This window comes from Streptomyces sp. NPDC007872, assembly GCF_042868165.1.
GTDB lineage: Bacteria > Actinomycetota > Actinomycetes > Streptomycetales > Streptomycetaceae > Streptomyces.
The window spans coordinates 549024-568004 of sequence record NZ_JBIAEA010000003.1 but is presented as its reverse complement, the minus strand read 5'-3'; the positions used below and the strand labels follow the sequence as shown (position 1 = coordinate 568004).

The following is an 18981-nucleotide window of genomic DNA, read 5'->3' as shown; positions in this document are numbered from 1 at the left end:
CCGGCGGGGCCGGCCGGAGGGGGCGTCAGAGGGAGTCGAGGACGCGGCGACGCAGCGCGGCCGTCGCGGGCGCGTGCAGGGCGTCCCGCACGCGCGGGTGCGGGACGTCCAGGACCTCGCCGGACGCGAACAGGGCGACCCGGTCGCCGAGGTGGAGCGCCTCGTCCACGTCGTGCGTGACGAAGACGACGGTCGCGCCCGTCCCGCGCAGGATCTCCACCAGGAGGTCCTGCATCCCGGCCCGGGTGTGCGCGTCGAGCGCGCCGAACGGCTCGTCCATGAGGACCGCGCGGGGCCGCCCCGCCAGGGCGCGGGCCAACTGGACCCGCTGCCGCTGCCCGCCGGACAGCTGGTGCGGCAGCCGGGCGGCGTGCCCGGCGAGCCCGACCCGCTCCAGCCACTCCTGCGCCGCACGCCGCCGCTCGGCGCGGGGGACCCGGCGGATCGCGAGCGGCAGCTCCACGTTGGCGCGGACCGTCCGCCAGGGCAGCAGGGCGTCGTGCTGGAAGACGAGGGCCCGGTCGGCGCCGGGCCCGCGCACCGGCTCGCCGTCCTGCGTGACCCGCCCCTCCAGGGGCGGCAGCAGCCCGGCGAGCGTGCGCAGCAGGGTGGTCTTGCCGCAGCCGGAGGGACCGACGACGGCGAGGAGCTCGCCGGACGCGATCCGCAGCTCCACGGGACCGGACACGGCGGCTCCGCCCGGATGCCCCAACCTTGCTTCGTGCAGGGCGAGTTCCGCGCCCGTGGTGCTCGCAGTGCTCGTGGTGCTCATGGCACCGGCTCCTTCTCGGGCAGGGGGACGGAACGGAAGGGCGTACGGGCGGGGGCGGCGGGGGCCGGGGAGACCGCCGCCCGGCCGGGCCCGGCGCCGCTCCGTTCGGCCGGACGCGGCAGCCAGGAGGTGACCCGGCGGCCGAGCGCCTCCACGGCGGTGGAGGTGAGCCAGCCGAGCGCGCCGATGGTGGCCATGCCGACGAAGACCCCGGGGTAGTCGACGACCGTGTAGTCCTGCCAGGTGCGGTAGCCCACCCCGTACTCGCCGGAGATCATCTCCGCCGAGATCACGCAGATCCACGCGACGCCGATCCCCACGGACAGACCGCCGAAGATCCCCGGCAGGGCGCCCGGCAGGACCACCGAGAACAGCACCCGGGCCCTGCCCCCGCCCAGGGTCAGCACGGCCTCCTCCCACACCGGGCTCAGGGCCCGCACCGCGTGCCGGGTCGACACGAGCACCGGGAAGAGGGCGGCGGCGCAGGTGATGAAGACGATGCCCTGCTCGTTGGTGGGCAGCAGCAGGATCGCGACCGGGACCAGGGCGATGGCGGGGACCGGTCGGACCACCTCCACCAGCGGGCCCAGGACGTCGGCGGCCCACCGGGACCGGGCCACGGCCGTCCCGGCCGCCACCCCGAGGACGGCCGCCAGGAGGAAGCCGACCGTGATCCGGCGCAGGCTGTGCCCGAGGTCCTGCCGGTACGCCTCGGTGCCGACCCGGTCGGCGAACGCGGAGGCGACCTCCACGACCGTCGGGAACTGCTCGAACCGCAGCCACAGGTTCACGTCCAGGGAGGTCAGCACCTGCCACAGGCCGAGGGCCGCGAGCGGCGAGGCGATCCGGACGAGGCGGCGCACCGCGGGCGACGGGGCCGTGCGGCGGCCCGCGCGGACGGACGGGAGCCGTCCCGCGCTCACGACGCCGACCCCACGGCCTGCGCGTACCCGACGATCCGGGAACCGGGGTGCCCGGTGACGTACCGCTCCGCGCCCGCCCGGGTCACGAAGGCGCGCCACCCGCCGCCGTCCCGCACCCACACCGCCCGGTCCGCGAACCAGGGCGTCCCGGTCACCGCGTCCGGCACGTACGCGGCCCGCACCCGGTCCGCCCCGGCCTCGCCGATCGCCTTCAGGAGGGCGCCGGGGCTGTCGAACGTGCGGGTCGATCCCTGCCCCTTCAGCCACAGCTCCGGCTTCGGCGCGGCCGCCTCCGGGTACGCGCCGCCCGGCACGGCCCGCTCCAGCGGGGCCGGGTCCACGAAGGCGTCCACGTCGACCTCCTCCACCAGACCGGCCGCCGCCAGGACCGGCACGTCCTCCTTGAGGGCGGCGACCAGCCCGGGCCGGAGTGCCGGGTCGAAGGTGGCGATGCCCCGGGCGCCGTTGTAGAGGTAGACCACCTCGGCGGGCAGCCCGGTCTCCTCCGCCACCGACTCGGCGGACGCGACCGGCCGGGCGCGCAGCTCGTCCGTGGCCCGTTGCTGCGCGCGCAGGAACGCGTCGAGCACCGCCGGCCGCTCCTGCGCGAACTTCTCCCGTACGGTGACGCCGTGGAAGGTCGGCAGGTCCAGCTCGGCCCCGTCGTACAGCGCCGTCGCCCGGCCCTGGAAGGCGAGCAGGCCCGGCCAGGCGACGAACTGGGACAGCGCGTCGACGCCGCCCGCCGCCAGGGCCGAAGCGCCCACGCTCGGCTGCTGGTTGAGCTTCCGGACGTCCTTCGCCGGGTCGAGGCCGGCCCGCTGGAGCGCCCGGACCAGGGTGCCGTCGGCGGCCGAGCCGACGCTGGTGGACACCTTGCGGCCCTTCAGGTCCGCCAGTGAGCGCAGCGGCGAACCGGGCGCGGTCACCACGGTGTTGAGCCCGCCGCGCAGGTTGTAGCCGGTCACCGACACCAGCCGCGTCGGCTGCTCGAGCTGCTTGCCGCGCGCCGCGTTGAGGAGCAGCGGGAAGTCGCCCATCGAACCGATGTCGATCTTCCCCGCCGTCATCTGCGCGGTGATCGGCGCCCCGGTCGCGTAGTCCTGCCAGTTCACCCGGTAGGCGACGCCGTCCTCGCGGCCCTGCGCCGCGAGCTCCTCCTCGAAGTAGCCGAGGGAGCGCAGCAGGGTGCCGGCGGTGACGGTGTTGATGGTCTTCGACTGGTAGCCGACGGTCACCGTGACCGCCTTCGCCCCGGCCCCGTCGCCGGTGCCGGACCCGCAGGCGGTGGCGAGCGGCAGCAGGAGCAGGGCGAGCGACAGGGAGAGTCTTCTTGTCGACATGGAGGGTCGGCCTTTCACCGGAGCAGGTAGGGCATGTTGACGGTGACCGCGCCGGTGGGGCAGCGCGCCGCGCACGGGCCGCAGTACCAGCACTCGTCGACGTGCATGTACGCCTTGCCGTCCTCCTCGCGGATCGCGAGCGAGTCGAGCGGACACATGTCGACGCAGAGCGTGCAGCCGTCGATGCACTTCGACTCGTCGATGGTCACGGGCACGTCGGCGCGCTGGGGGACCAGGGGCATGGCTGTCTCCAGGGAACAGGGGGTGGGTCGTCACGGATCAGAGGGCGCGGCGCAGGACGCCGCTCATGGTGATGCGGTCGCCGCGGAAGCGGATGAACTCCAGGTCCACCGGCCGGCCGTCGGGCAGACGGGTCAGCCGCTCCAGCATCAGGACGGCCGCCCCGCGCGGGGCCTGGAGCACGGCGGCGGAGTGCGCGTCGGCGTTGACGGCCTCCAGGGTGATCTCCGCGTGCCCGAGCGGGGAGCCGGTGAGCTGCTCCAGGAGCCGGAAGACGTCCGTGTTCTCCAGGTCGCAGTCCAGGAGCGCGGCGCCGATGTCCATCGGCAGGTAGGACAGGTCCAGGGAGAGCGGCAGCCCGTCGAGGCGCCGCAGCCGCTCGATGCACAGCACGTCGGAGTGGTCGGGAAGCCCGAGCCGGTGGGCCACCGGGCCGGGCGCTCCGACCGGCCCCACGGTCCGCACCTCGTTGGTGACCCGCCCGTGCTCGTGCAGGGTCTCGGCGAGCCCCTGGAGCCGGTCCAGGCCGTGCGGGTACTTCTCACCGACCACCACCGTGCCGACCCCCGGCTGCCGGTCGACCAACTGCTCGCCGCGCAGCAGGTCCAGGGCCTGCCGCACGGTGTTGCGGCTGGCCCGGTAGTCGGCCGCGAGGACGTCCTCCAGGGGGAGCACCCCGCCGGGGAAGCCGCCCGCCAGGATCTGGTGGCGCAGCAGGTCGGCGAGCTGCCGCGCCCGGTCCGCCCGGAGGCGCCGACGGCGGGCGGCGGCGACGGGGCGGGCGGCGGGAGCGGGTTCGGCGGGCATGGCACGGAACGTAGTGGCGGACCGGCCCCGGTGGTGTTGCCGCAACATTGCGCCACCCGGCGAAGCCTCCGTGCCGCCTCTGACCAGCGGATACGTCGGAGCGGCGGGGAGTTCCGCCACCCGGCCGCCCACCACGTGGACGGCCGGCGGCCCAGGATGCGGATCGGGGTGCGCGTACCGTTCCGCATCCGGGTCCTGGACCGGGCCCTGGGGCGGGACCCGGGCGAGGGCCCGTCAGACCGCGTGTCCCCCGACCTCGTGGCGGAGGGCGAGGGAGAGGCGGTGGTGGAGGAGGCCGAGGACCGGCTCGCCCGGCGCGAACAGGCCGGCGGCGAGCTTCCAGTACCGCCGGATCAGGAGGCTGTCGCCCCGGTCGAGCACGGCGACGAGACCGCGCCGGAAGGCCGGGATGTCCCGTACGTCCTGCGCGGCGGCGTACGCGGAGACGAAGCAGTCCAGGGCCCCGCCGGCCCGCCCGGTCCGGGCCTCCGCCTCGGCCAGCGCGTACGCCTCGGCCAGGCCCTCGTACAGCACGTCCGGCCGGTACGCGCCCTCCGGCAGCGGCTGCGCGCTCCGGCACGCGGCGTCGGGGAACGGGCCGGAGGCGAGCGCGTGCAGCTCGGCGAAGTCCCGTACGCGCGCGGGGCTCGGCTCCGCCGGGGGCGGCGGCACCACCGAGTCCAGGACCAGGGACACCGTCCGGCCCGGGAGCCCCACCGGCAGGATCCGGCGCCAGAACCGGACCAGGGCGTCCGTGCCGGGCGGCGCGGGCACGGCGCCGAGCAGCCGCGCCCGGTCCGCGCGTTCCCCGGCGGGGCACTCCTGGAGCGACCGCAGGGCGGCCTCCTGCCAGCGCAGCGCGGCCAGTCGGGAGCCGACGTCCCGCAGCCGGTCCGCGAGGACCTCCGCCGGCACGCCGTCCCGGTCGAGGACCCGTTCGACCTCGGGCACCGGCAGGTCGAGCGCGCGCAGGGAACGGATCAGGCGGAGCCGGTCGAGCGCCCCGGGCCCGTACCGGCGGTGCCCGCCGGAGCTGCGGGCCGCCTCGGGCAGCAGGCCGCGGTCGGAGTAGTAGCGCACGGTCTTGACGGTGACGCCCGCCCCGGCCGCCAACTCCCCGATGCTCCACAGGCCGTCGGACACCACGACACGCACCTCCCGGAAGGGCCGACCGTCTTCGGACGCACCCATTCTGACGTCCGGCCCGCCGCCCGCGGTACGCATATGCGTTCGACACGGCGGGGTCCTCGTCTGGTGAGGACGCCGGAAACGGCTCTTGAACCTCCCGCAGGGGGAGCTCCTAGCGTCGGGGAGCGGCGGACACGGCCGCGCAAGGACCCGGAAGAGGCGAGGAGACGGTCATGACGGCGTTCGTACTGGTGGCGGGCAGCTTCACCGGCGGCTGGGTGTGGGAGGAGACGGCGGCGCGGCTGCGGGGGGCGGGTGCCGAGGCGCACCCGGTGACCCTGACGGGCATGGACGGCCGGCGCGCAGGGGCCGGGATCGGGCTGGAGACGCACGTCGGGGACCTGGTGCGGCTGATCGACGGCCTCACGGCGGCCGAGGTGGTCCTCGTGGGCCACGGGTACGGCCTCCACCCGGTGCTCGGCGCGGCCGACCGGCGGTCCGGGCGGGTCGCCCGGATCGTCGCCCTGGACACGCTCCTCCCGCAGGACGGTGAGCCGGCCGCGCGCTCCGTGCCCGACCCCGGGGGCCGGGCCGGCGAGGACGGACGGGTCCCGCCGCCGACGCGGGAGACCCGGTCCCGCTGGGGCGGCCTCGAAGGCGTCCCCGACGGGGCCCTCGCCCGCCTGGAGCGCCTCGCCGTGCCCCAGCCGGCCGCCACGCTCACCGAACCGCTCCGTCTGACCGGATCCGCCTCCGCCCTGCCGGTCACCGGCGTCCTGTGCACGGCCGGCGGAGCGGACGTCTCCACGGTCGAGATGCTGGTGGAGTCGGGCCCGCCCCGGTTCCGCGCGCTGGCCGACGACCGGATCCGCTTCCTCGAACTCGCCACCGGACACTGGCCGATGCTCTCCGCGCCCGCCGGACTCGCGGAGACGCTGCTCCGCGCGGCGGCGGGCGAGGGCCACCGGGTGACCGCGCCCGCGGACGAGCGGCCGACGCACCTCCGGCCCTTCCTCGAAGGGGTACGGGACGTCCCCGAGGCCCCGCGCGAACGCCACGGCCGGGTCGACCTCCACCTCCCGGACGCCGGAGGACCCCGGCCGGCGATCGTCTTCGTCCACGGCGGGCCGGTCGACCCCGACCAGCGGCCCACCCCGCGCGACACGCCGTCCCTCCTGGGGTACGGACGCCTCGCGGCGGGCGCGGGCGCCGTCGGCGCCACCCTGGACCACCGGCTCCACGGCCTCGCCGACTACGCCCTCGCCGCCGAGGACCTCGCCGGGGCGGTCGCACTCGTCCGCGCCGACCCGCGCGTCGACGGGGAGCGGATCGCGCTCTGGTTCTTCTCCGGCGGCGGGCTCCTCGCGGCGGACTGGCTCGCCGCGCCCCCGCCGTGGCTGCGGTGCGTGGCCGCCACCTACCCGATGCTCGCGCCGCTGCCCGGCTGGGAGGCGGTGGAGCCCCGCTTCCGCCCGGTCGACGCGGTGGGCACGGCGGACGGACCGGCGGTGGTCCTCACCCGGGCCGGCCTGGAGCATCCGGCGATCGCGGCGACGGTCGAGGAGTTCCTGACCGCCGCCGGGAAGCGCGGGGCCCGGGTCGAGACCGTCGACGTGCCCCACGGCCGCCACGGCTTCGAACTGCTCGACCCCACCGAGGAGTCGGCCGAGGCCGTGGACCGGGCGATGACGGCGGTGCTCTCGCTCCTGGGGGAGTGACGACCGTACGCGCCCACGGCCGGGGTGACCGTACGCGCCCGCGATCCCGGTCGGCTCACACCGGCGGCGGGGTCTCCGCGAGGCTGACGACCGGGCAGCGGAAGAGGCCCGTCAGGACATGCCGCTGATGTCCCGTCAGCGCGTTGAGGAAGACCACCGCGTCCGCGTCCGTCCGCTCGCGGGCCTCCGCCACCTCGCGGGCCTTCCCGCCGCTCAGGAGCGTCCGCGAGGAGAACGGAAGGGACGTCTCCCGGGCTCCTCCGTGCGAGACGCCACGCCGCTGCACGGCCCGTGCCACGACCCGGGCGCCGCGGGCCGCCAGTTCGGCGGCGGCCGCGTCCATCAGGGCGGCGAAGTCCCGCTGCCGGGCGGAGAAGTACCCGACGAGCACGACGTCGGAACCCGTGACGTCGAAGGGCGGGACGTCCGCCGGGCCGCCCGCCCCCCGGGCCCGGCGGGCGGGGCGCCGGCCGCGCCCGTGCTGTCGGTGCATGGACTCACCGTAGGACCCCTGCCGCCCGCGCCGACAGGCGTTTTCCCCGGGGCGCAGCGAGCCGGACCCATTGTCGGACCCTTGCCGTACCGTCGCGACGGTACGGACCGAACAGGGGGACGCCGGTGGGGAGCCACTATCAGACGATCGTCGACCTCGACGCCACGCCCGAGGAGGCGGAGGCGCTCGGGGCCCGGGTGGCGGCGTGGCTGGTCGAGGAGGGGATCGCGGTCGCGGGGGAGGGGTTCTCCCACCACGACCGGCCGGTGCTGACGCCGGGACCGCGCTGGTCGCACGTGACGGACGAACGCCGTTGGCTGTCGACCGACGGCCTGGCGATCGTCACCGAACGCACGGTGTTCTTCGGATCGCTGAGCACCGGCGGCTCGCCCGTCTGCCCGCACTGCGCGGAGACCGCGTCCGGCGAGGACGAACGGCTCCCCTTCTCCGAGGCCATGGACACCTGGCACGCCACGGGCGAGGCCGTGGTGCGGTGCCCGGCCTGCCGCCGGCCGGTCCCGCTGCCCGCGTGGGAGTGGGAGAACGACCACCTGGCCTTCGCGTACCTGGGCATCGAGCACTGGAACGGTCCGCCGCTGCGGCCGGAGTTCATCGCCGAGGTGACGCGCGTCCTCGGGCACCGGACCCGTCTGGTCGCCGGGAAGATCTGAACGGCGCGCCGCCGGTCTTCCGGCGGCGCGCGGGACGGAGGAGGGGGTGGGGGGTCAGGGGGCGACCGTCTCCGTGGTGATCAGTTCGACGAGGGCCGGCAGGCCGCCCTCGGCCAGGGCGCGGCGCTGGCGGTCGGCCGAGGTGCCCTCCTGGAGCAGCCGGTGCAGGAGGGAGGACACCTCGCGGGTGTCGCCGGCCTCGTCGAGCGCGGGCGTGATGTGTTCGAGCAGCGAACACAGCACGTCGCCCGCCCGGCGCGACCGGCCCTCCGGATCGACGAGCAGGCCGCTCAGACCGTGCCGGGCCGCGTGCCAGTTGGACGCCTGGAGGAGCTCGGGCGAGCAGTCGGGGAGCGGCATCCCGGCCTTCTCCTCGTCGATCGCGGTGGCGACCAGCGCCCGGACGATCCCGGCGAACATGACCGCCTCGTCGGCGCGCAACTGGACGTCGGCGCAGCGCACCTCGACCGTGGGGTACCGGTCGGACAGGCGGGCCTGCCAGTACAACTGGCCGGTGTCGGTGATGATGCCGGTGTCGAGGAGCGCCTGGACGCGCTCCTCGTGGTCCGCGAGCGAGGTGAAGCGGGGCGGGGGACCGCTGACCGGCCACCGCCCGAAGATCACCGTGCGCCAGCTCGCGAACCCGGTGTCGCCGCCGTCCCACAGGGGCGAGTTCGCGGACATGGCCACCAGGACCGGCAGCCAGACCCGGATGCGGCTCAGGACGGCGACGCCCATCTCGCGGTCCGGTACGGCCGCGTGCACGTGCATCCCGTTGACCAACTGCTCGGCCACGAGCTGCGGGGCCTGGGTGGACATCGCCAGGTAACGGGCCTTCCGGGTGACCGGCACGGGCACCGTCTCCCGGTAGGGGGCCGTCGCGCAGGCGGCGAGCAGGCAGCCGTTCTTCTCCGCCGCCATGCCGAGCGCGTGCCGCAGGCGCAGCAGGTGGCCGCCGACCTCCTCCAGGTCCGTGCACACGGGCGTGGCGACCTCCACCTGCGCCTGGAGCAGCTCCGACTGGACCTCGGTGCCCTCGACGAGCGGCTGCAGTCCGGCGGACGCGCGCACCTGGTCACCGAGCGGAACCGGCAGGCATGTGTCCGGATCGAGCAGCAAATACTCTTCCTCGACCCCAATAGTGATCATGTCTCCCGAATACCCCCGATCGGACGGCGGGAATCGGTCCGGAGGGCACCGCTTTTCCGCAGGTCACGCGGGTGGGACCACCCGGCTGCGGACGGTGAGGAAGAGCGCCGCCGCTCACCGGTCCAGGTGCCGCTGCATCCAGTCGGCGGCGGTCCGGCGGAACAGCCGCCGGTTGTCCGCCCGCCGGAACTCGTGCCCCTCGTCACGCAGCGTGAGCATCTCGGCCGGCAGGCCCCGCTCCCGCGCGGCGCGCACCATCTGCTCGGACTCGCCCGGCGGAACGTTCGTGTCGTGCTCGCCGTGCACCGCGAGCAGCGGCACCCGCAGCTCGTCGACCCGGCTCATGGGGGACAGGGAACGCAGCAGCTCCCGGTCGCGCACCGGATGGCCGTACTTGTGCGCCGCCGACTCGGCGATCCACGGCTCCGTCCCCGCGAAGAACGTCGCGAGGTCCGACATCCCGCACACCGCCACCCCCGTACGGAACAGCTCGGGGTGCCACACCAGGGACGCCATCGTCAGATAGCCGCCGTACGAGCGCCCCATCACCGCGAGGCGCGTCGGATCGGCCAGGCCCTCCAGGATCGCGTGCGCCGCGCAGTCGGCCACGTCGTCGATGGCCGCGAACCGTCCCGTACCGAGGTCGGCGTCCACAAACGACCTGCCCCAGCCGGACGAGCCGCGCACGTCGGGCGCGAAGACGTCCAGGCCCCGGCCGAGGAGCTCGTGGTACAGCGGGTCGAACACCGGCCGCTCCTGCTCCTCCGGCCCGCCGTGCAGATGGATCACGCACGGGGCCGGACGCCCGGCGTCACGGCCCGGCGCCCGGTAGTACCAGCCGCCCAGGTGCAGCCCGTCACGGGCCACCGGCCGCAGCGGCACGGGCCGTACGGGCGGGCGGCCCGGGGGCACGGCGTCCTCGTCCCGGGACGACCACGGCGTGCGCGCCGACAGCGCCCCGGCTCCGGGAGGGACCCACCACACGCCCGGACGGCGCTGCGAACCCGATACGGCGAGGACCATTCCCGCCGGCCCGGCCCGGGTGATGCGGGTGACCACCTCGTGCGGCAGCGGCACCCGCCGGGGCCGGGCCGCCGTGGACAGGCCCAGGGTCTCCAGCTCGCTGGCGCCCCGCACGTTCCACGCGAGCGCGGCCGTGCGCCCGTCCTCGGCGAAGGCGAGGAGCTCCAGGTCGCTGTCCTCGCGCTCGGCCACCACGGACAGGCCGAGGCGCCCGCCGTCCTCGTCGAGGGAGGCCGCGAGGAGCGCCGCGAACGGGCGCTCGTGGTCGCTGCGCAGCCACAGGGTGCGCCCGTCCCGCGAGAACCGGCCGATCCACGGGTCCCCGTCGCCGACCCGCAGGACGGATCCGGTCGCGAGGTCGGCCGTGCGCACCACCACCGCCTCCCGCCGGCCGCGCGGTCCCCGGCGCACCAGGGCGAACCGGCCGTCCTGGCTGACGTCGCACACCCGCAGCGTCGCGGCGCCCGACTCGGCGGCGACGAGCACGGGCGACCCGAGTCCGGAGGGGTCGACCAGATAGGCGGTGAGCCGGTCCGGCGCGCCGCCGTCGAGACCGCCGCCCTCGCCGTCCGGACCGATGCTCCCGCCGTCCGGCCCGCTCGCCCCGGAGCCGAAGCCGAAGCCGGGGCTGAAGCCGGGGCCGGAAGCGGCGCTGAAGCCGTGACCGGAACCAAAGCCGTGACCGGAGGCGAAGCCGTGACCGTGGCCGGGTCCCGCCCCGTCCGGGCCGACCTCCCCGTGTCCGGCGCCGCCCAGCAGCGTGGCCGGGCCGTCGCGCTCCGCCCAGCCCGGGGGGAGGTCGGCGAACGCCGTCCCGTGGTCCGGGGCGGGCGGCTCCCGGAGGACCGTGCGGCCCGCCGGGGGCGGCGGCTCGGCCACCGTGACCGCCACGGCCGAGCCGTCGCGCGTCCAGCAGCCCAGGTAGGCGGAGCTGCCCGCGTCCGCGCCCGCCACGATCCGGCGGCCGGTGCCGTCCGGCCGTACGCACAGGACACGGGTGTGCTCGCCGCCGCCCGGGGCGACCGTGTAGGCGATCCACCGGCCGTCGGGGGACCAGGCCACCTCCGTGACCGGGTCGGGATCCGCGTCCAGGAGGTGGATCTCCGTGCCGTTCACCGCCCCGGTCCACAGTTGGGGGACGCCCGTCCGGTCGCAGATGAACGCCACCCATTCGCCCGTGGGGTCCACGGACGGGTACCAGCAGCCGTGCGCGACCAGCGGCCGGGGCGTGTCGCGGGTCCCTGCCGCGTCGGCCAGCGGCACCGGCACGGGCGCCGCCGACATCGCTCCGATCACTCGATCCCGTGCGTCTGCAGCCATATCTCCAGCAACGCCACGTGCCACAGGGCGTTCGCTCCTCGCTTCGTCCGGTGGTGGTCGGGGGCGGAGAGCAGCTCGGCGACGTACTCGTCCCGGAAGACGCCCCGCGCGCGTGCCTCCGGCGCGGACAGCGCCTGGCGCACCCGTTCGAGGACGGGCCCCGCCATGTGGCGGATGGCCGGCACCGGGAAGTACCCCTTGGGCCGGTCCACGACCTCGCGCGGCAGCAGCTCGCGGCCCGCGTCCTTCAGGACGCCCTTGCCGCCCTGGGCCAGCTTCAGCTCCGGCGGACAGGCCGCCGCCAGCTCGACCAGCTCGTGGTCCAGGAACGGCACCCGGGCCTCCAGGCCCCAGTCCATGGTCATGTTGTCCACGCGCTTGACCGGGTCGTCGACGAGCATGACGTGGGTGTCGAGTCTCAGCGCCGCGTCGAGCGCGGTCTCGGCCCCCGGCGCGGCCATGTGCTCGCGGACGAACAGGCCGGACTCGTCCCGGCCGGTCAGCAGGTGCGGCTGGAGGATCCGGGCGAAGTCGGAGTGCGGACGGTCGAAGTACACCTCCGCGTACTGCTCCGGCTCCCGCTCGCGCGGCACGGAGGCCAGGTCCGGGTACCAGCGGTAGCCGGCGAACACCTCGTCGGCGCCCTGACCGCTCTGGACGACGCTCACCTCCTTGGAGACCAGCTCCGAGAGCAGGTGGAACGCGACCACGTCATGGCTGATCATGGGCTCGCTCATGGCCAGGACCGCGCTGTCCAGGGCGGTCGACACCCGGTCCGAGGGGACCATCAACTGGTGGTGCGCGGTGTCGTAGTGGCGGGCGACCAGGTCGGAGTAGTGGAACTCGTCGCCCTCCTCGCCGCCCTCCGCCTCGAACCCCACGCTGAACGTGGCCAGGTCCTTCTGGCCCTCCTCGGCGAGGAGCCCGACGATCAGGGAGGAGTCGAGCCCGCCGGAGAGCAGCACGCCGACCGGCACGTCGGCGACCATCCGGCGGCGCACCGCCGTCCGCAGCGCGTCCAGGACCGCGTCGCGCCAGTCGGCCGCGTCCATGCCCGCGTACTCGGCGCGGCGGGTGTACGACGGCTGCCAGTAGACCCGGTCGCGGTACGAGCCGTCCGGCTCCACCACGCGCACCGTGGCGGGCGGCAGCTTGCGCACCCCGTTGAGGACGGTCCGCGGGGCCGCCACCGTGGCGTGCCAGCTCAGGTACTGGTGCAGGGCGACCGGGTCCAGGGACGTGTCCACGCCGCCGCCCGCGAGCAGCGCGGGCAGGCTGGAGGCGAACCGCAGCCGGCCGGGGGCGTGGGACAGGTACAGCGGCTTGATGCCGAGGCGGTCGCGGCCGAGCACGACCCGGCCGGTGTCGTTCTCCACGATGACGAAGGCGAACATGCCCTTGAAGCGGTCGACGCAGTCGACGCCCCACTGGTGGTACGCCTTGAGGACGACCTCGGTGTCCGAAGTGGAGAAGAACCGGTGCCCCAGCGTCTCCAGCTCCCGCCGGAGCTCCTGGTAGTTGTACACGCACCCGTTGAACACGCCCGTGAGCCGGGCATCGGCGTCCGCCATCGGCTGGGCGCCGCGCTCGGACAGGTCGATGATCTTGAGCCGGCGGTGCCCCAGGGCCACCGGACCCTGCGACCAGATGCCCCGGCCGTCGGGGCCCCGGGCCGCCAGGCGGTCGGTCATGCGCTCCACCGCGGCCACGTCGGGCCTGCGGTCGTCGAAACGTATCTCACCGCTCAGACCGCACATGTCACGTCCGTCCGTCGTTCTCCCGCCGCCCCCGGCGCGTCCGGGGCCTCACAGCCCTCCTCGACCTCATGTGCATCACTCACTGCAGACTCCTCGAAGACAGGGAGCAAGTGCCCGTGCACCCCTCGGTACGGGGCGCGCGGCGACCCGCTCCGTATCGCGAGTGCCCGGCCGACCAGGGATCATGCCTTCCGAAGCGTCATGGTGCGAACACCCTCCGTCCACGACCACCTGGGGTTTTTGTCCTTTTCCCGGGGGCAGTCGAAGCAGCATGGACCACTCACAAGCACCCGTGCTCGACGCCCTGGCCGCCTACCACGCGGAGAACCAGACCCCCTTCACCCCGCCCGGCCACAAGCAGGGCCGCGGTGCGGACGCCCGCGTGCGCGCGGTCCTCGGGGACGCCGTCTTCCGGTCCGACGTGCTGGCCACCAGCGGTCTCGACGACCGCAGGTCGTCCAAGGGGGTGCTGGCCAAGGCACAGGAGCTGATGGCGGACGCGGTCGGCGCGGAGCACACCTTCTTCTCGACCTGCGGCAGTTCGCTCTCCGTGAAGGCCGCCATGCTGTCCGTCGCCGGGCCCCACGAGAAGCTGCTCGTGGGACGGGACGCGCACAAGTCGGTGGTGTCCGGCCTCGTGCTCGCCGGGATCGTGCCGGTCTGGGTGGACCCCCAGTGGGACGCCGAACTGCACCTCGCGCACCCGCCGTCCGCCGACTCCTTCCGCGCCGCCCTCGCCGAGCACCCGGACGCCCGGGGCGCCCTGGTCACGACGCCCACGCCGTACGGCACCTGCTCCGACCTGGCGGCCATCGCCGACGTCTGCCACGAGCACGGCGTGCCGCTCATCGTCGACGAGGCGTGGGGCGCCCACCTGCCGTTCCACCCGGACCTGCCGACCTGGGCCATGGACGCCGGCGCGGACGTGTGCGTCACCTCTGTGCACAAGATGGGCTCCGGCCTCGAACAGAGCTCGGTCTTCCACCTCCAGGGCGACCTGATCGACCCCGAGGTCCTCAAGAACCGCGAGGACCTCCTGGGCACCACCAGCCCCTCCGTCCTCGTGTACGCGGCCCTCGACGGCTGGCGCCGCCAGATGGCCCAGCACGGCCACGCCCTCTACGACGACGCGCTCTCCCTGGCCAAGACGGTACGGACGCGGATCGACGGCATCGACGGCATGCGCGTCCACGGGCGCGACGACTTCTGCGGGCCCGGCCGCGCCGCCGACCTCGACCCCCTCCAGGTCATCGTCGACATCACCGGCCTCGGCACCACCGGCTACCGGATCGCCGACTGGATCCGCGAGCGCCACCACGTCAACCTGCACCTGTCCGACCACCGCCGCACCAGCGCCCAGCTCACCCACGCGGACGACATCCACAGCGCGCAGCTCCTGCTCGACGCCCTGCGGGACGCCGCCGCGCACGCCGGCGAACTGCGCCCCGCGCCCCGGGTGGAGGTCGCCGACCCGGCCGACCTGCGCCTGGAACAGGCGATGCTCCCGCGCGACGCCTTCTTCGGGCGGGTCGAGCAGGTGCCCCTGGAGAAAGCCGTCGGCCGGGTGGCCGCCGAGATGCTCACGCCCTACCCGCCCGGCATCCCCGCCGCGCTGCCCGGCGAGCGGCTCAACGCCGAGGTCCTGCGGTACCTGCGCAGCGGCGTCGAGGCCGGGATGGTCGTGCCGGACGCGGCCGACCCCGAGGTCAAGACCGTCCGCGTGACCGTCGAGGGCTGACGGTCCCGTCTCCCCCGGGGCCGGGGGAGACGGGGGACCCGTCACAGCCCCGCGGCCGCCTTCTCCCGGAAGCGGTCCCAGGCCCGCTCCGGCACGTCCGGCCGCAGCAGGACGTCCACCGCCGTACAGGCGAGCGCCTCGGCCGCCGCGAGCATCGCCCGCCGCGCCCGGGGCCCGGCCGCCGCCTCCGCGAACTCCGGCGTGTGGTCCGAACCGTCCTCGTCCATGATCGCGACGAACGGATGGATCGCGGGCACGCGCGTGCTGACGTTGCCGATGTCCGACGACCCCAGGTACACGCCCGGCACGGGCTCCGAAAGGCGGATCCCCGTCCGCTCCAGGTGCCCGGCGAAGAGATCGGACAGCACGTCGTTGTCCCGGAAGTGCTCGTACCGGCCGCCCACATCCGTCACCTCCACCGTCGTGCCGGTGGCGAGCGCCACGCCCCGGGCACACGTGCGCAGCTCCTCCACCAGCTCCTCCAGGGCGGCCGTGGTCCCGCCGCGCAGCCCGAAGAGGCCCTCCGCGTACTCGGGCACGATGTTCGTGGCCCGGCCCCCGTCCGTCACGATCCCCTGGACGTGCGACCCGGACGGCAGGCGCTTGTGCAGCACGCCCAGCGCGTTGAAGAGCTGGATCAGGGCCCCCAGGGCGTCGATCCCCTCCGTCGGGCTGCCCGTCGGGTGCGCGGCCCGCCCGTGGAACCCCACCCGGATCTGCGCGCTGGCGGTCAGCGGGGCCCGCGCCCAGTCGTACACGCCCGGATGGAACATCAGCGCCGCGTCCACCCCGTCGAACAGGCCCGCCGCCACCTCCGCGACCTTCCCGCCGCCGCGCTCCTCCGCCGGAGCCCCGACGGCGAGCAGCGTCCCCCCGGCCCCGGACCCGGACCCGGCCCCGCCCCCGGTCCCGTCCTCACCCCCGCCGAGCGCCGCCCGCGCGGCGAGCGCCGCGCCGAGGCCGGCCGCCGCGATCAGGTTGTGCCCGCAGGCGTGACCGAGCAGCGGCAGCGCGTCGTACTCCATCAGGAGGGCGACCCGCGGACCCCCGCCCGCCGCGCCCTCCCCGCCCTTCCCGCTCTTCCCGTCCTTCCTGTCCTTCCTGTCCTTCCTGTCCTTCCTGTCCGACCGTGCGACGAAGGCGGTCGGCAGCCCCGCCACGCCGCGCTCCACCCGGAAACCCTCCCTTTCGAGCTCGTCCGCGAGCAGCCGGGACGCCCCGTGCTCCTCGTAGGCCGTCTCGGGCTCGCGGTGCAGCGCGAGGCTCACGTCCCAGAGCCGGTCCGCCCGGGCGGCCACCTCCTCCCCGACGCGGGCGTACACGGCCTCCGGGGCACGGGCTTCCTCCGTACGGACTTCCGGGGTGCGGGACACGGGTCCTCCTCCGATGCGAACGGTCGCCTCCACCCCCGCGTCTTCCACGTCCGGCGCGCACGATGCCCGGAACGGCCGCTTCTTTCCCGGGACGCCGGAAGCCGCACACGTACATCCCCCGGGGTCGGGTAGGCGCGGCGGGCACGAGCGGTGACGGAGGACGGGAGAGGCGTGTCCGGAACGAAGAGCAGGGCGGGCGACTGGTGCCGGCGCAGGTGGCGCACCGCCCGCACGTCCCTGGAGGACGCGATACGGGGGCCCGGCGAGGCGCGCGACGGGATGCTGCTCCAGGCCAAGGGCGCGGCCGCCGCGACCGTCGCCTGGTGCCTCTCCTCGTGGCTGCTGCCCGCGAACGTCACGGCGTTCGCTCCGTTCACCGCGCTCCTCGCCCTCCAGTCCACGGTCTACCGCTCGCTGTGGGACTCGGCCCAGTACCTGGGGGCCATGGCGATCGGCACGGCGGTGGCGGCGGCCTTCGGCAGCACCGTCGGCGTCCACGCCTGGGCCCTCTGCGTCCTGGTCTTCCTCGCCCTCATGGTGGCCCGCCTCCACCTCCTCGGAGGCCAGGGCGCCCAGGTCCCGGTGGTGGCCCTCTTCGCGTTCGCCGGCGGCGGCGGACGGATCGACTACATCGGCCACCTCGTCGCGTCCGCCGCCATCGGCGTCTGCTGCGGCCTCGCCGCCCACTTCGCCGTCGCTCCCTCGCCGCACACGGCCACGGCACGGCACCGGGTCGAGGAGCTGGCCGCCCGCGCGCAGACCCTCCTGCGCGACCTGGCCCGGACCGCCGCGGGAAAGAAGGGGGACGAGGAGGTACGGGAGGAGGACTGGCCGCGCCGCTGCGAGGACCTGGCGGCCCGGGCGGCGGACGCGCGCGCGACGCTCGAAAGGGAGCAGGAGAACACCCGGCTGAACCCCCGCCGCTCCTGGAACAGCGCCCAGGCCTCGCTCCAGCGCTGCCACGAGACCATCGGCATGATCGAGCGCGTCGGCACGCACGCCCGCTCCATCGCCCGCGCCCTGACGTACGAGCCCCGGACCCCCGAACCGTCCGCGCCGCGCCGCGCCTTCGAGGTCTCCGTCTCGGCGGACTTCTCCGCCTCCTACGCCGAATTGCTGCACGCCGTCGCCGAGGCGCTCGAACACCTCGCCCCGCCCCGGGGCCCGGACGACCCCGACCGGCTCCGCGCCCGCGTCGAGGACGCCGAGCGCCGCTACGAGGAGGTGACGACCGCCACCAGGTCCGGCCGCCCCGACCGGGAGGGGGAGTGGCCCGTGCACGGCACGGTCCTGGTGGAGGCGGCGCGGATCCTGGAGGAGATCAAGCACACGGCGGACCTCGCCGCCGACACGCGCGGCTGAGCGGTGACGCGTACCGGAGGGCGGCGGAACGTTTTCCCCGGTTCCCGCCGCGCGGGGCCGTCGCTGGTCTGGACCTCCCGGACGCGGGACGCCAAGCTCTCCCCATGGACTTGGAGCTGAGGCACCTCAAGACGATCCGGGCCATCGCGGACGCGGGGAGTCTCACCCGCGCCGCCACCGCGCTCGGCCTCGCGCAACCCGCCCTCAGCGCCCAGCTCAAGCGGATCGAACGCGCCCTGGGCGGCGAGCTGTTCGAGCGGGGCCGGGAAGGCGTGCGGACCACGGCGCTCGGCGACCTCGTCCTGGAACGCGCCCGCGTGGTGCTGCCCGCCGTGTGCGAACTCCAGGAGGAGGCGGTGCGGTTCGCCCGGGAAGGGGCGGAGGGCTACCGGCTCGGCGGCACGCACGGCCCGCTGCTCGGCGGCCTCGTCGACCGGATCGCCCGCACCGACCCGGGCGCGCCCGTGACCACGTACACCTCCTGGTCGGAGCGGGAGATCGCCGGCGGAGTGGTCGCCGGCCGGCTCGACTTCGCCCTCGTCGGCGTCTGCGGCGAGAGCGGACCGCCCGAGGCGGGCCGGCTCGCCTGGACGGAGGTCGCCCGCGACCCGGTGTACGTGATGCTGGCCGCCGACCACCCGCTGGCGCCCCGCACCGAGATCGACCTGGCCGAACTGGCGGCGGAGGCCTGGACCGACGTGCCGGGCGACGGCTGTTTCGGCGACTGTTTCGCCGCCGCCTGCGTACGCGCCGGCTTCACCCCGGCCTGCGTGTACGAGACGGACACCGCCTCCTGCGTGCACCTGGTCCAGGTCGGCCGGGCCGTCGGCCTGTGCCGGGCCACCTTCCCCGTCACCCCCGGCCTCGTGACCAGACCCCTCGCGGGCGCGCCGCTGGTCTGGCGCCACCTGCTCGGCTGGCACCCCGAGGGACGTGCCGCCGGCCGGGCCGCCGCCGTCCTGAACCACACCCGGGCCGCCCACGAGGAGGCGCTCGCCCGCAGCGCCGGCCGCACGACGGCCCCGGCACCCCGCGAGGGCACCCCGCGCTGACCCGCGCCGCCCTTCCCGTACCCCGACGCCCCTGCCCGCGAAGGCCCTTCGGCCCCGGCCATAACGCCGTGGCAGGGGCCGACTGGCAACTGCCGTCCCCTCGGCGGGATCC

Annotated in this window: 16 protein-coding genes; 5 read left to right on the top strand and 11 right to left on the bottom strand. The window is 75.4% G+C overall.

What is annotated here, in order from left to right; all coding sequences use genetic code 11:
• Positions 1-25: 25 nt before the first annotated feature.
• From ACFYNX_RS13015 to ACFYNX_RS12990, 6 genes are all read right to left on the bottom strand, one after another.
• Positions 26-772, bottom strand: a complete 747-nt coding sequence (locus ACFYNX_RS13015) for an ABC transporter ATP-binding protein (protein WP_388660921.1) — start codon at positions 770-772, stop codon at positions 26-28.
• The gene (locus ACFYNX_RS13010; RefSeq protein ID WP_388661544.1) at positions 769-1635 is read right to left on the bottom strand and encodes an ABC transporter permease; all 867 of its coding nucleotides are present in this window, start codon (positions 1633-1635) and stop codon (positions 769-771) included. The genes ACFYNX_RS13015 and ACFYNX_RS13010 overlap by 4 nt, the downstream gene beginning before the upstream one ends.
• A 56-nt stretch (positions 1636-1691) precedes the next feature.
• The gene (locus ACFYNX_RS13005; protein WP_388660918.1) at positions 1692-3038 is read right to left on the bottom strand and encodes an ABC transporter substrate-binding protein; all 1347 of its coding nucleotides are present in this window, start codon (positions 3036-3038) and stop codon (positions 1692-1694) included.
• Positions 3039-3052: 14 nt separating this feature from the next.
• On the bottom strand, positions 3053-3280 hold the full coding sequence (locus ACFYNX_RS13000; protein ID WP_030313017.1) for a ferredoxin family protein: 228 nt from the start codon (positions 3278-3280) through the stop codon (positions 3053-3055).
• Between the two features lie 37 nt (positions 3281-3317).
• The gene (locus ACFYNX_RS12995; RefSeq protein WP_388660915.1) at positions 3318-4085 is read right to left on the bottom strand and encodes a GntR family transcriptional regulator; all 768 of its coding nucleotides are present in this window, start codon (positions 4083-4085) and stop codon (positions 3318-3320) included.
• Positions 4086-4319: 234 nt separating this feature from the next.
• Entirely contained in the window at positions 4320-5231 is a 912-nt protein-coding gene (locus ACFYNX_RS12990) for a MerR family transcriptional regulator (RefSeq protein ID WP_388660912.1), read from the bottom strand.
• A 215-nt stretch (positions 5232-5446) separates the two neighbouring features.
• Between ACFYNX_RS12990 and ACFYNX_RS12985 the strand changes: the two genes are divergently transcribed.
• Entirely contained in the window at positions 5447-6931 is a 1485-nt protein-coding gene (locus ACFYNX_RS12985) for an alpha/beta hydrolase (protein WP_388660909.1), read from the top strand.
• Between the two features lie 55 nt (positions 6932-6986).
• Here the strand turns inward: ACFYNX_RS12985 and ACFYNX_RS12980 are convergent, their stop codons facing one another.
• Complete coding sequence (locus tag ACFYNX_RS12980) at positions 6987-7424, bottom strand: hypothetical protein (protein ID WP_388660906.1); 438 nt, start codon at positions 7422-7424, stop codon at positions 6987-6989.
• A 125-nt stretch (positions 7425-7549) separates the two neighbouring features.
• Between ACFYNX_RS12980 and ACFYNX_RS12975 the strand changes: the two genes are divergently transcribed.
• Entirely contained in the window at positions 7550-8095 is a 546-nt protein-coding gene (locus tag ACFYNX_RS12975) for a hypothetical protein (RefSeq protein ID WP_365543295.1), read from the top strand.
• A gap of 54 nt (positions 8096-8149) precedes the next feature.
• Here ACFYNX_RS12975 and ACFYNX_RS12970 read toward each other — a convergent pair whose 3' ends face one another.
• From ACFYNX_RS12970 to ACFYNX_RS12960, 3 genes are all read right to left on the bottom strand, one after another.
• Complete coding sequence (locus ACFYNX_RS12970; protein ID WP_365543298.1) at positions 8150-9244, bottom strand: glutamate--cysteine ligase; 1095 nt, start codon at positions 9242-9244, stop codon at positions 8150-8152.
• Between the two features lie 114 nt (positions 9245-9358).
• Positions 9359-11587, bottom strand: coding sequence for a S9 family peptidase (locus ACFYNX_RS12965; RefSeq protein ID WP_388660902.1), 2229 nt, complete (start codon positions 11585-11587; stop codon positions 9359-9361).
• Positions 11560-13344 carry an N-acetylglutaminylglutamine amidotransferase gene (locus tag ACFYNX_RS12960; protein ID WP_388660899.1) on the bottom strand — a complete coding sequence of 595 codons (1785 nt, stop codon included), beginning with the start codon at positions 13342-13344 and terminating at the stop codon, positions 11560-11562. The genes ACFYNX_RS12965 and ACFYNX_RS12960 overlap by 28 nt, the downstream gene beginning before the upstream one ends.
• Positions 13345-13615: 271 nt before the next feature.
• Here ACFYNX_RS12960 and ACFYNX_RS12955 point away from each other — a divergent pair, with 271 nt between their 5' ends.
• The gene (locus ACFYNX_RS12955; RefSeq protein ID WP_388660896.1) at positions 13616-15082 is read left to right on the top strand and encodes an aminotransferase class I/II-fold pyridoxal phosphate-dependent enzyme; all 1467 of its coding nucleotides are present in this window, start codon (positions 13616-13618) and stop codon (positions 15080-15082) included.
• A gap of 41 nt (positions 15083-15123) precedes the next feature.
• Here the strand turns inward: ACFYNX_RS12955 and ACFYNX_RS12950 are convergent, their stop codons facing one another.
• Positions 15124-16455 carry an amidohydrolase gene (locus ACFYNX_RS12950; protein ID WP_388660894.1) on the bottom strand — a complete coding sequence of 444 codons (1332 nt, stop codon included), beginning with the start codon at positions 16453-16455 and terminating at the stop codon, positions 15124-15126.
• Positions 16456-16626: 171 nt separating this feature from the next.
• On the opposite strand from ACFYNX_RS12950, the gene ACFYNX_RS12945 reads away from it, so the two are divergent.
• Complete coding sequence (locus ACFYNX_RS12945; RefSeq protein WP_388660891.1) at positions 16627-17817, top strand: aromatic acid exporter family protein; 1191 nt, start codon at positions 16627-16629, stop codon at positions 17815-17817.
• Between the two features lie 104 nt (positions 17818-17921).
• Positions 17922-18869 (top strand): LysR family transcriptional regulator, encoded by a 948-nt coding sequence (locus ACFYNX_RS12940; protein ID WP_365543316.1) that lies wholly within the window; start codon positions 17922-17924, stop codon positions 18867-18869.
• The last annotated feature ends 112 nt before the right edge of the window (positions 18870-18981 follow it).

What these genes read in the sequence shown, in the direction of transcription:
- ACFYNX_RS13015 (WP_388660921.1), bottom strand. Translation starts at nt 772, where the DNA reads ATGAGCACCACGAGCACTGCGAGCACCACGGGCGCGGAACTCGCCCTG.
- ACFYNX_RS13005 (WP_388660918.1), bottom strand. Translation starts at nt 3,038, where the DNA reads ATGTCGACAAGAAGACTCTCCCTGTCGCTCGCCCTGCTCCTGCTGCCG.
- ACFYNX_RS13000 (WP_030313017.1), bottom strand. Translation starts at nt 3,280, where the DNA reads ATGCCCCTGGTCCCCCAGCGCGCCGACGTGCCCGTGACCATCGACGAG.
- ACFYNX_RS12995 (WP_388660915.1), bottom strand. Translation starts at nt 4,085, where the DNA reads ATGCCCGCCGAACCCGCTCCCGCCGCCCGCCCCGTCGCCGCCGCCCGC.
- ACFYNX_RS12985 (WP_388660909.1), top strand. Translation starts at nt 5,447, where the DNA reads ATGACGGCGTTCGTACTGGTGGCGGGCAGCTTCACCGGCGGCTGGGTG.
- ACFYNX_RS12980 (WP_388660906.1), bottom strand. Translation starts at nt 7,424, where the DNA reads ATGCACCGACAGCACGGGCGCGGCCGGCGCCCCGCCCGCCGGGCCCGG.
- ACFYNX_RS12970 (WP_365543298.1), bottom strand. Translation starts at nt 9,244, where the DNA reads ATGATCACTATTGGGGTCGAGGAAGAGTATTTGCTGCTCGATCCGGAC.
- ACFYNX_RS12965 (WP_388660902.1), bottom strand. Translation starts at nt 11,587, where the DNA reads ATGGCTGCAGACGCACGGGATCGAGTGATCGGAGCGATGTCGGCGGCG.
- ACFYNX_RS12960 (WP_388660899.1), bottom strand. Translation starts at nt 13,344, where the DNA reads ATGTGCGGTCTGAGCGGTGAGATACGTTTCGACGACCGCAGGCCCGAC.
- ACFYNX_RS12955 (WP_388660896.1), top strand. Translation starts at nt 13,616, where the DNA reads ATGGACCACTCACAAGCACCCGTGCTCGACGCCCTGGCCGCCTACCAC.
- ACFYNX_RS12940 (WP_365543316.1), top strand. Translation starts at nt 17,922, where the DNA reads ATGGACTTGGAGCTGAGGCACCTCAAGACGATCCGGGCCATCGCGGAC.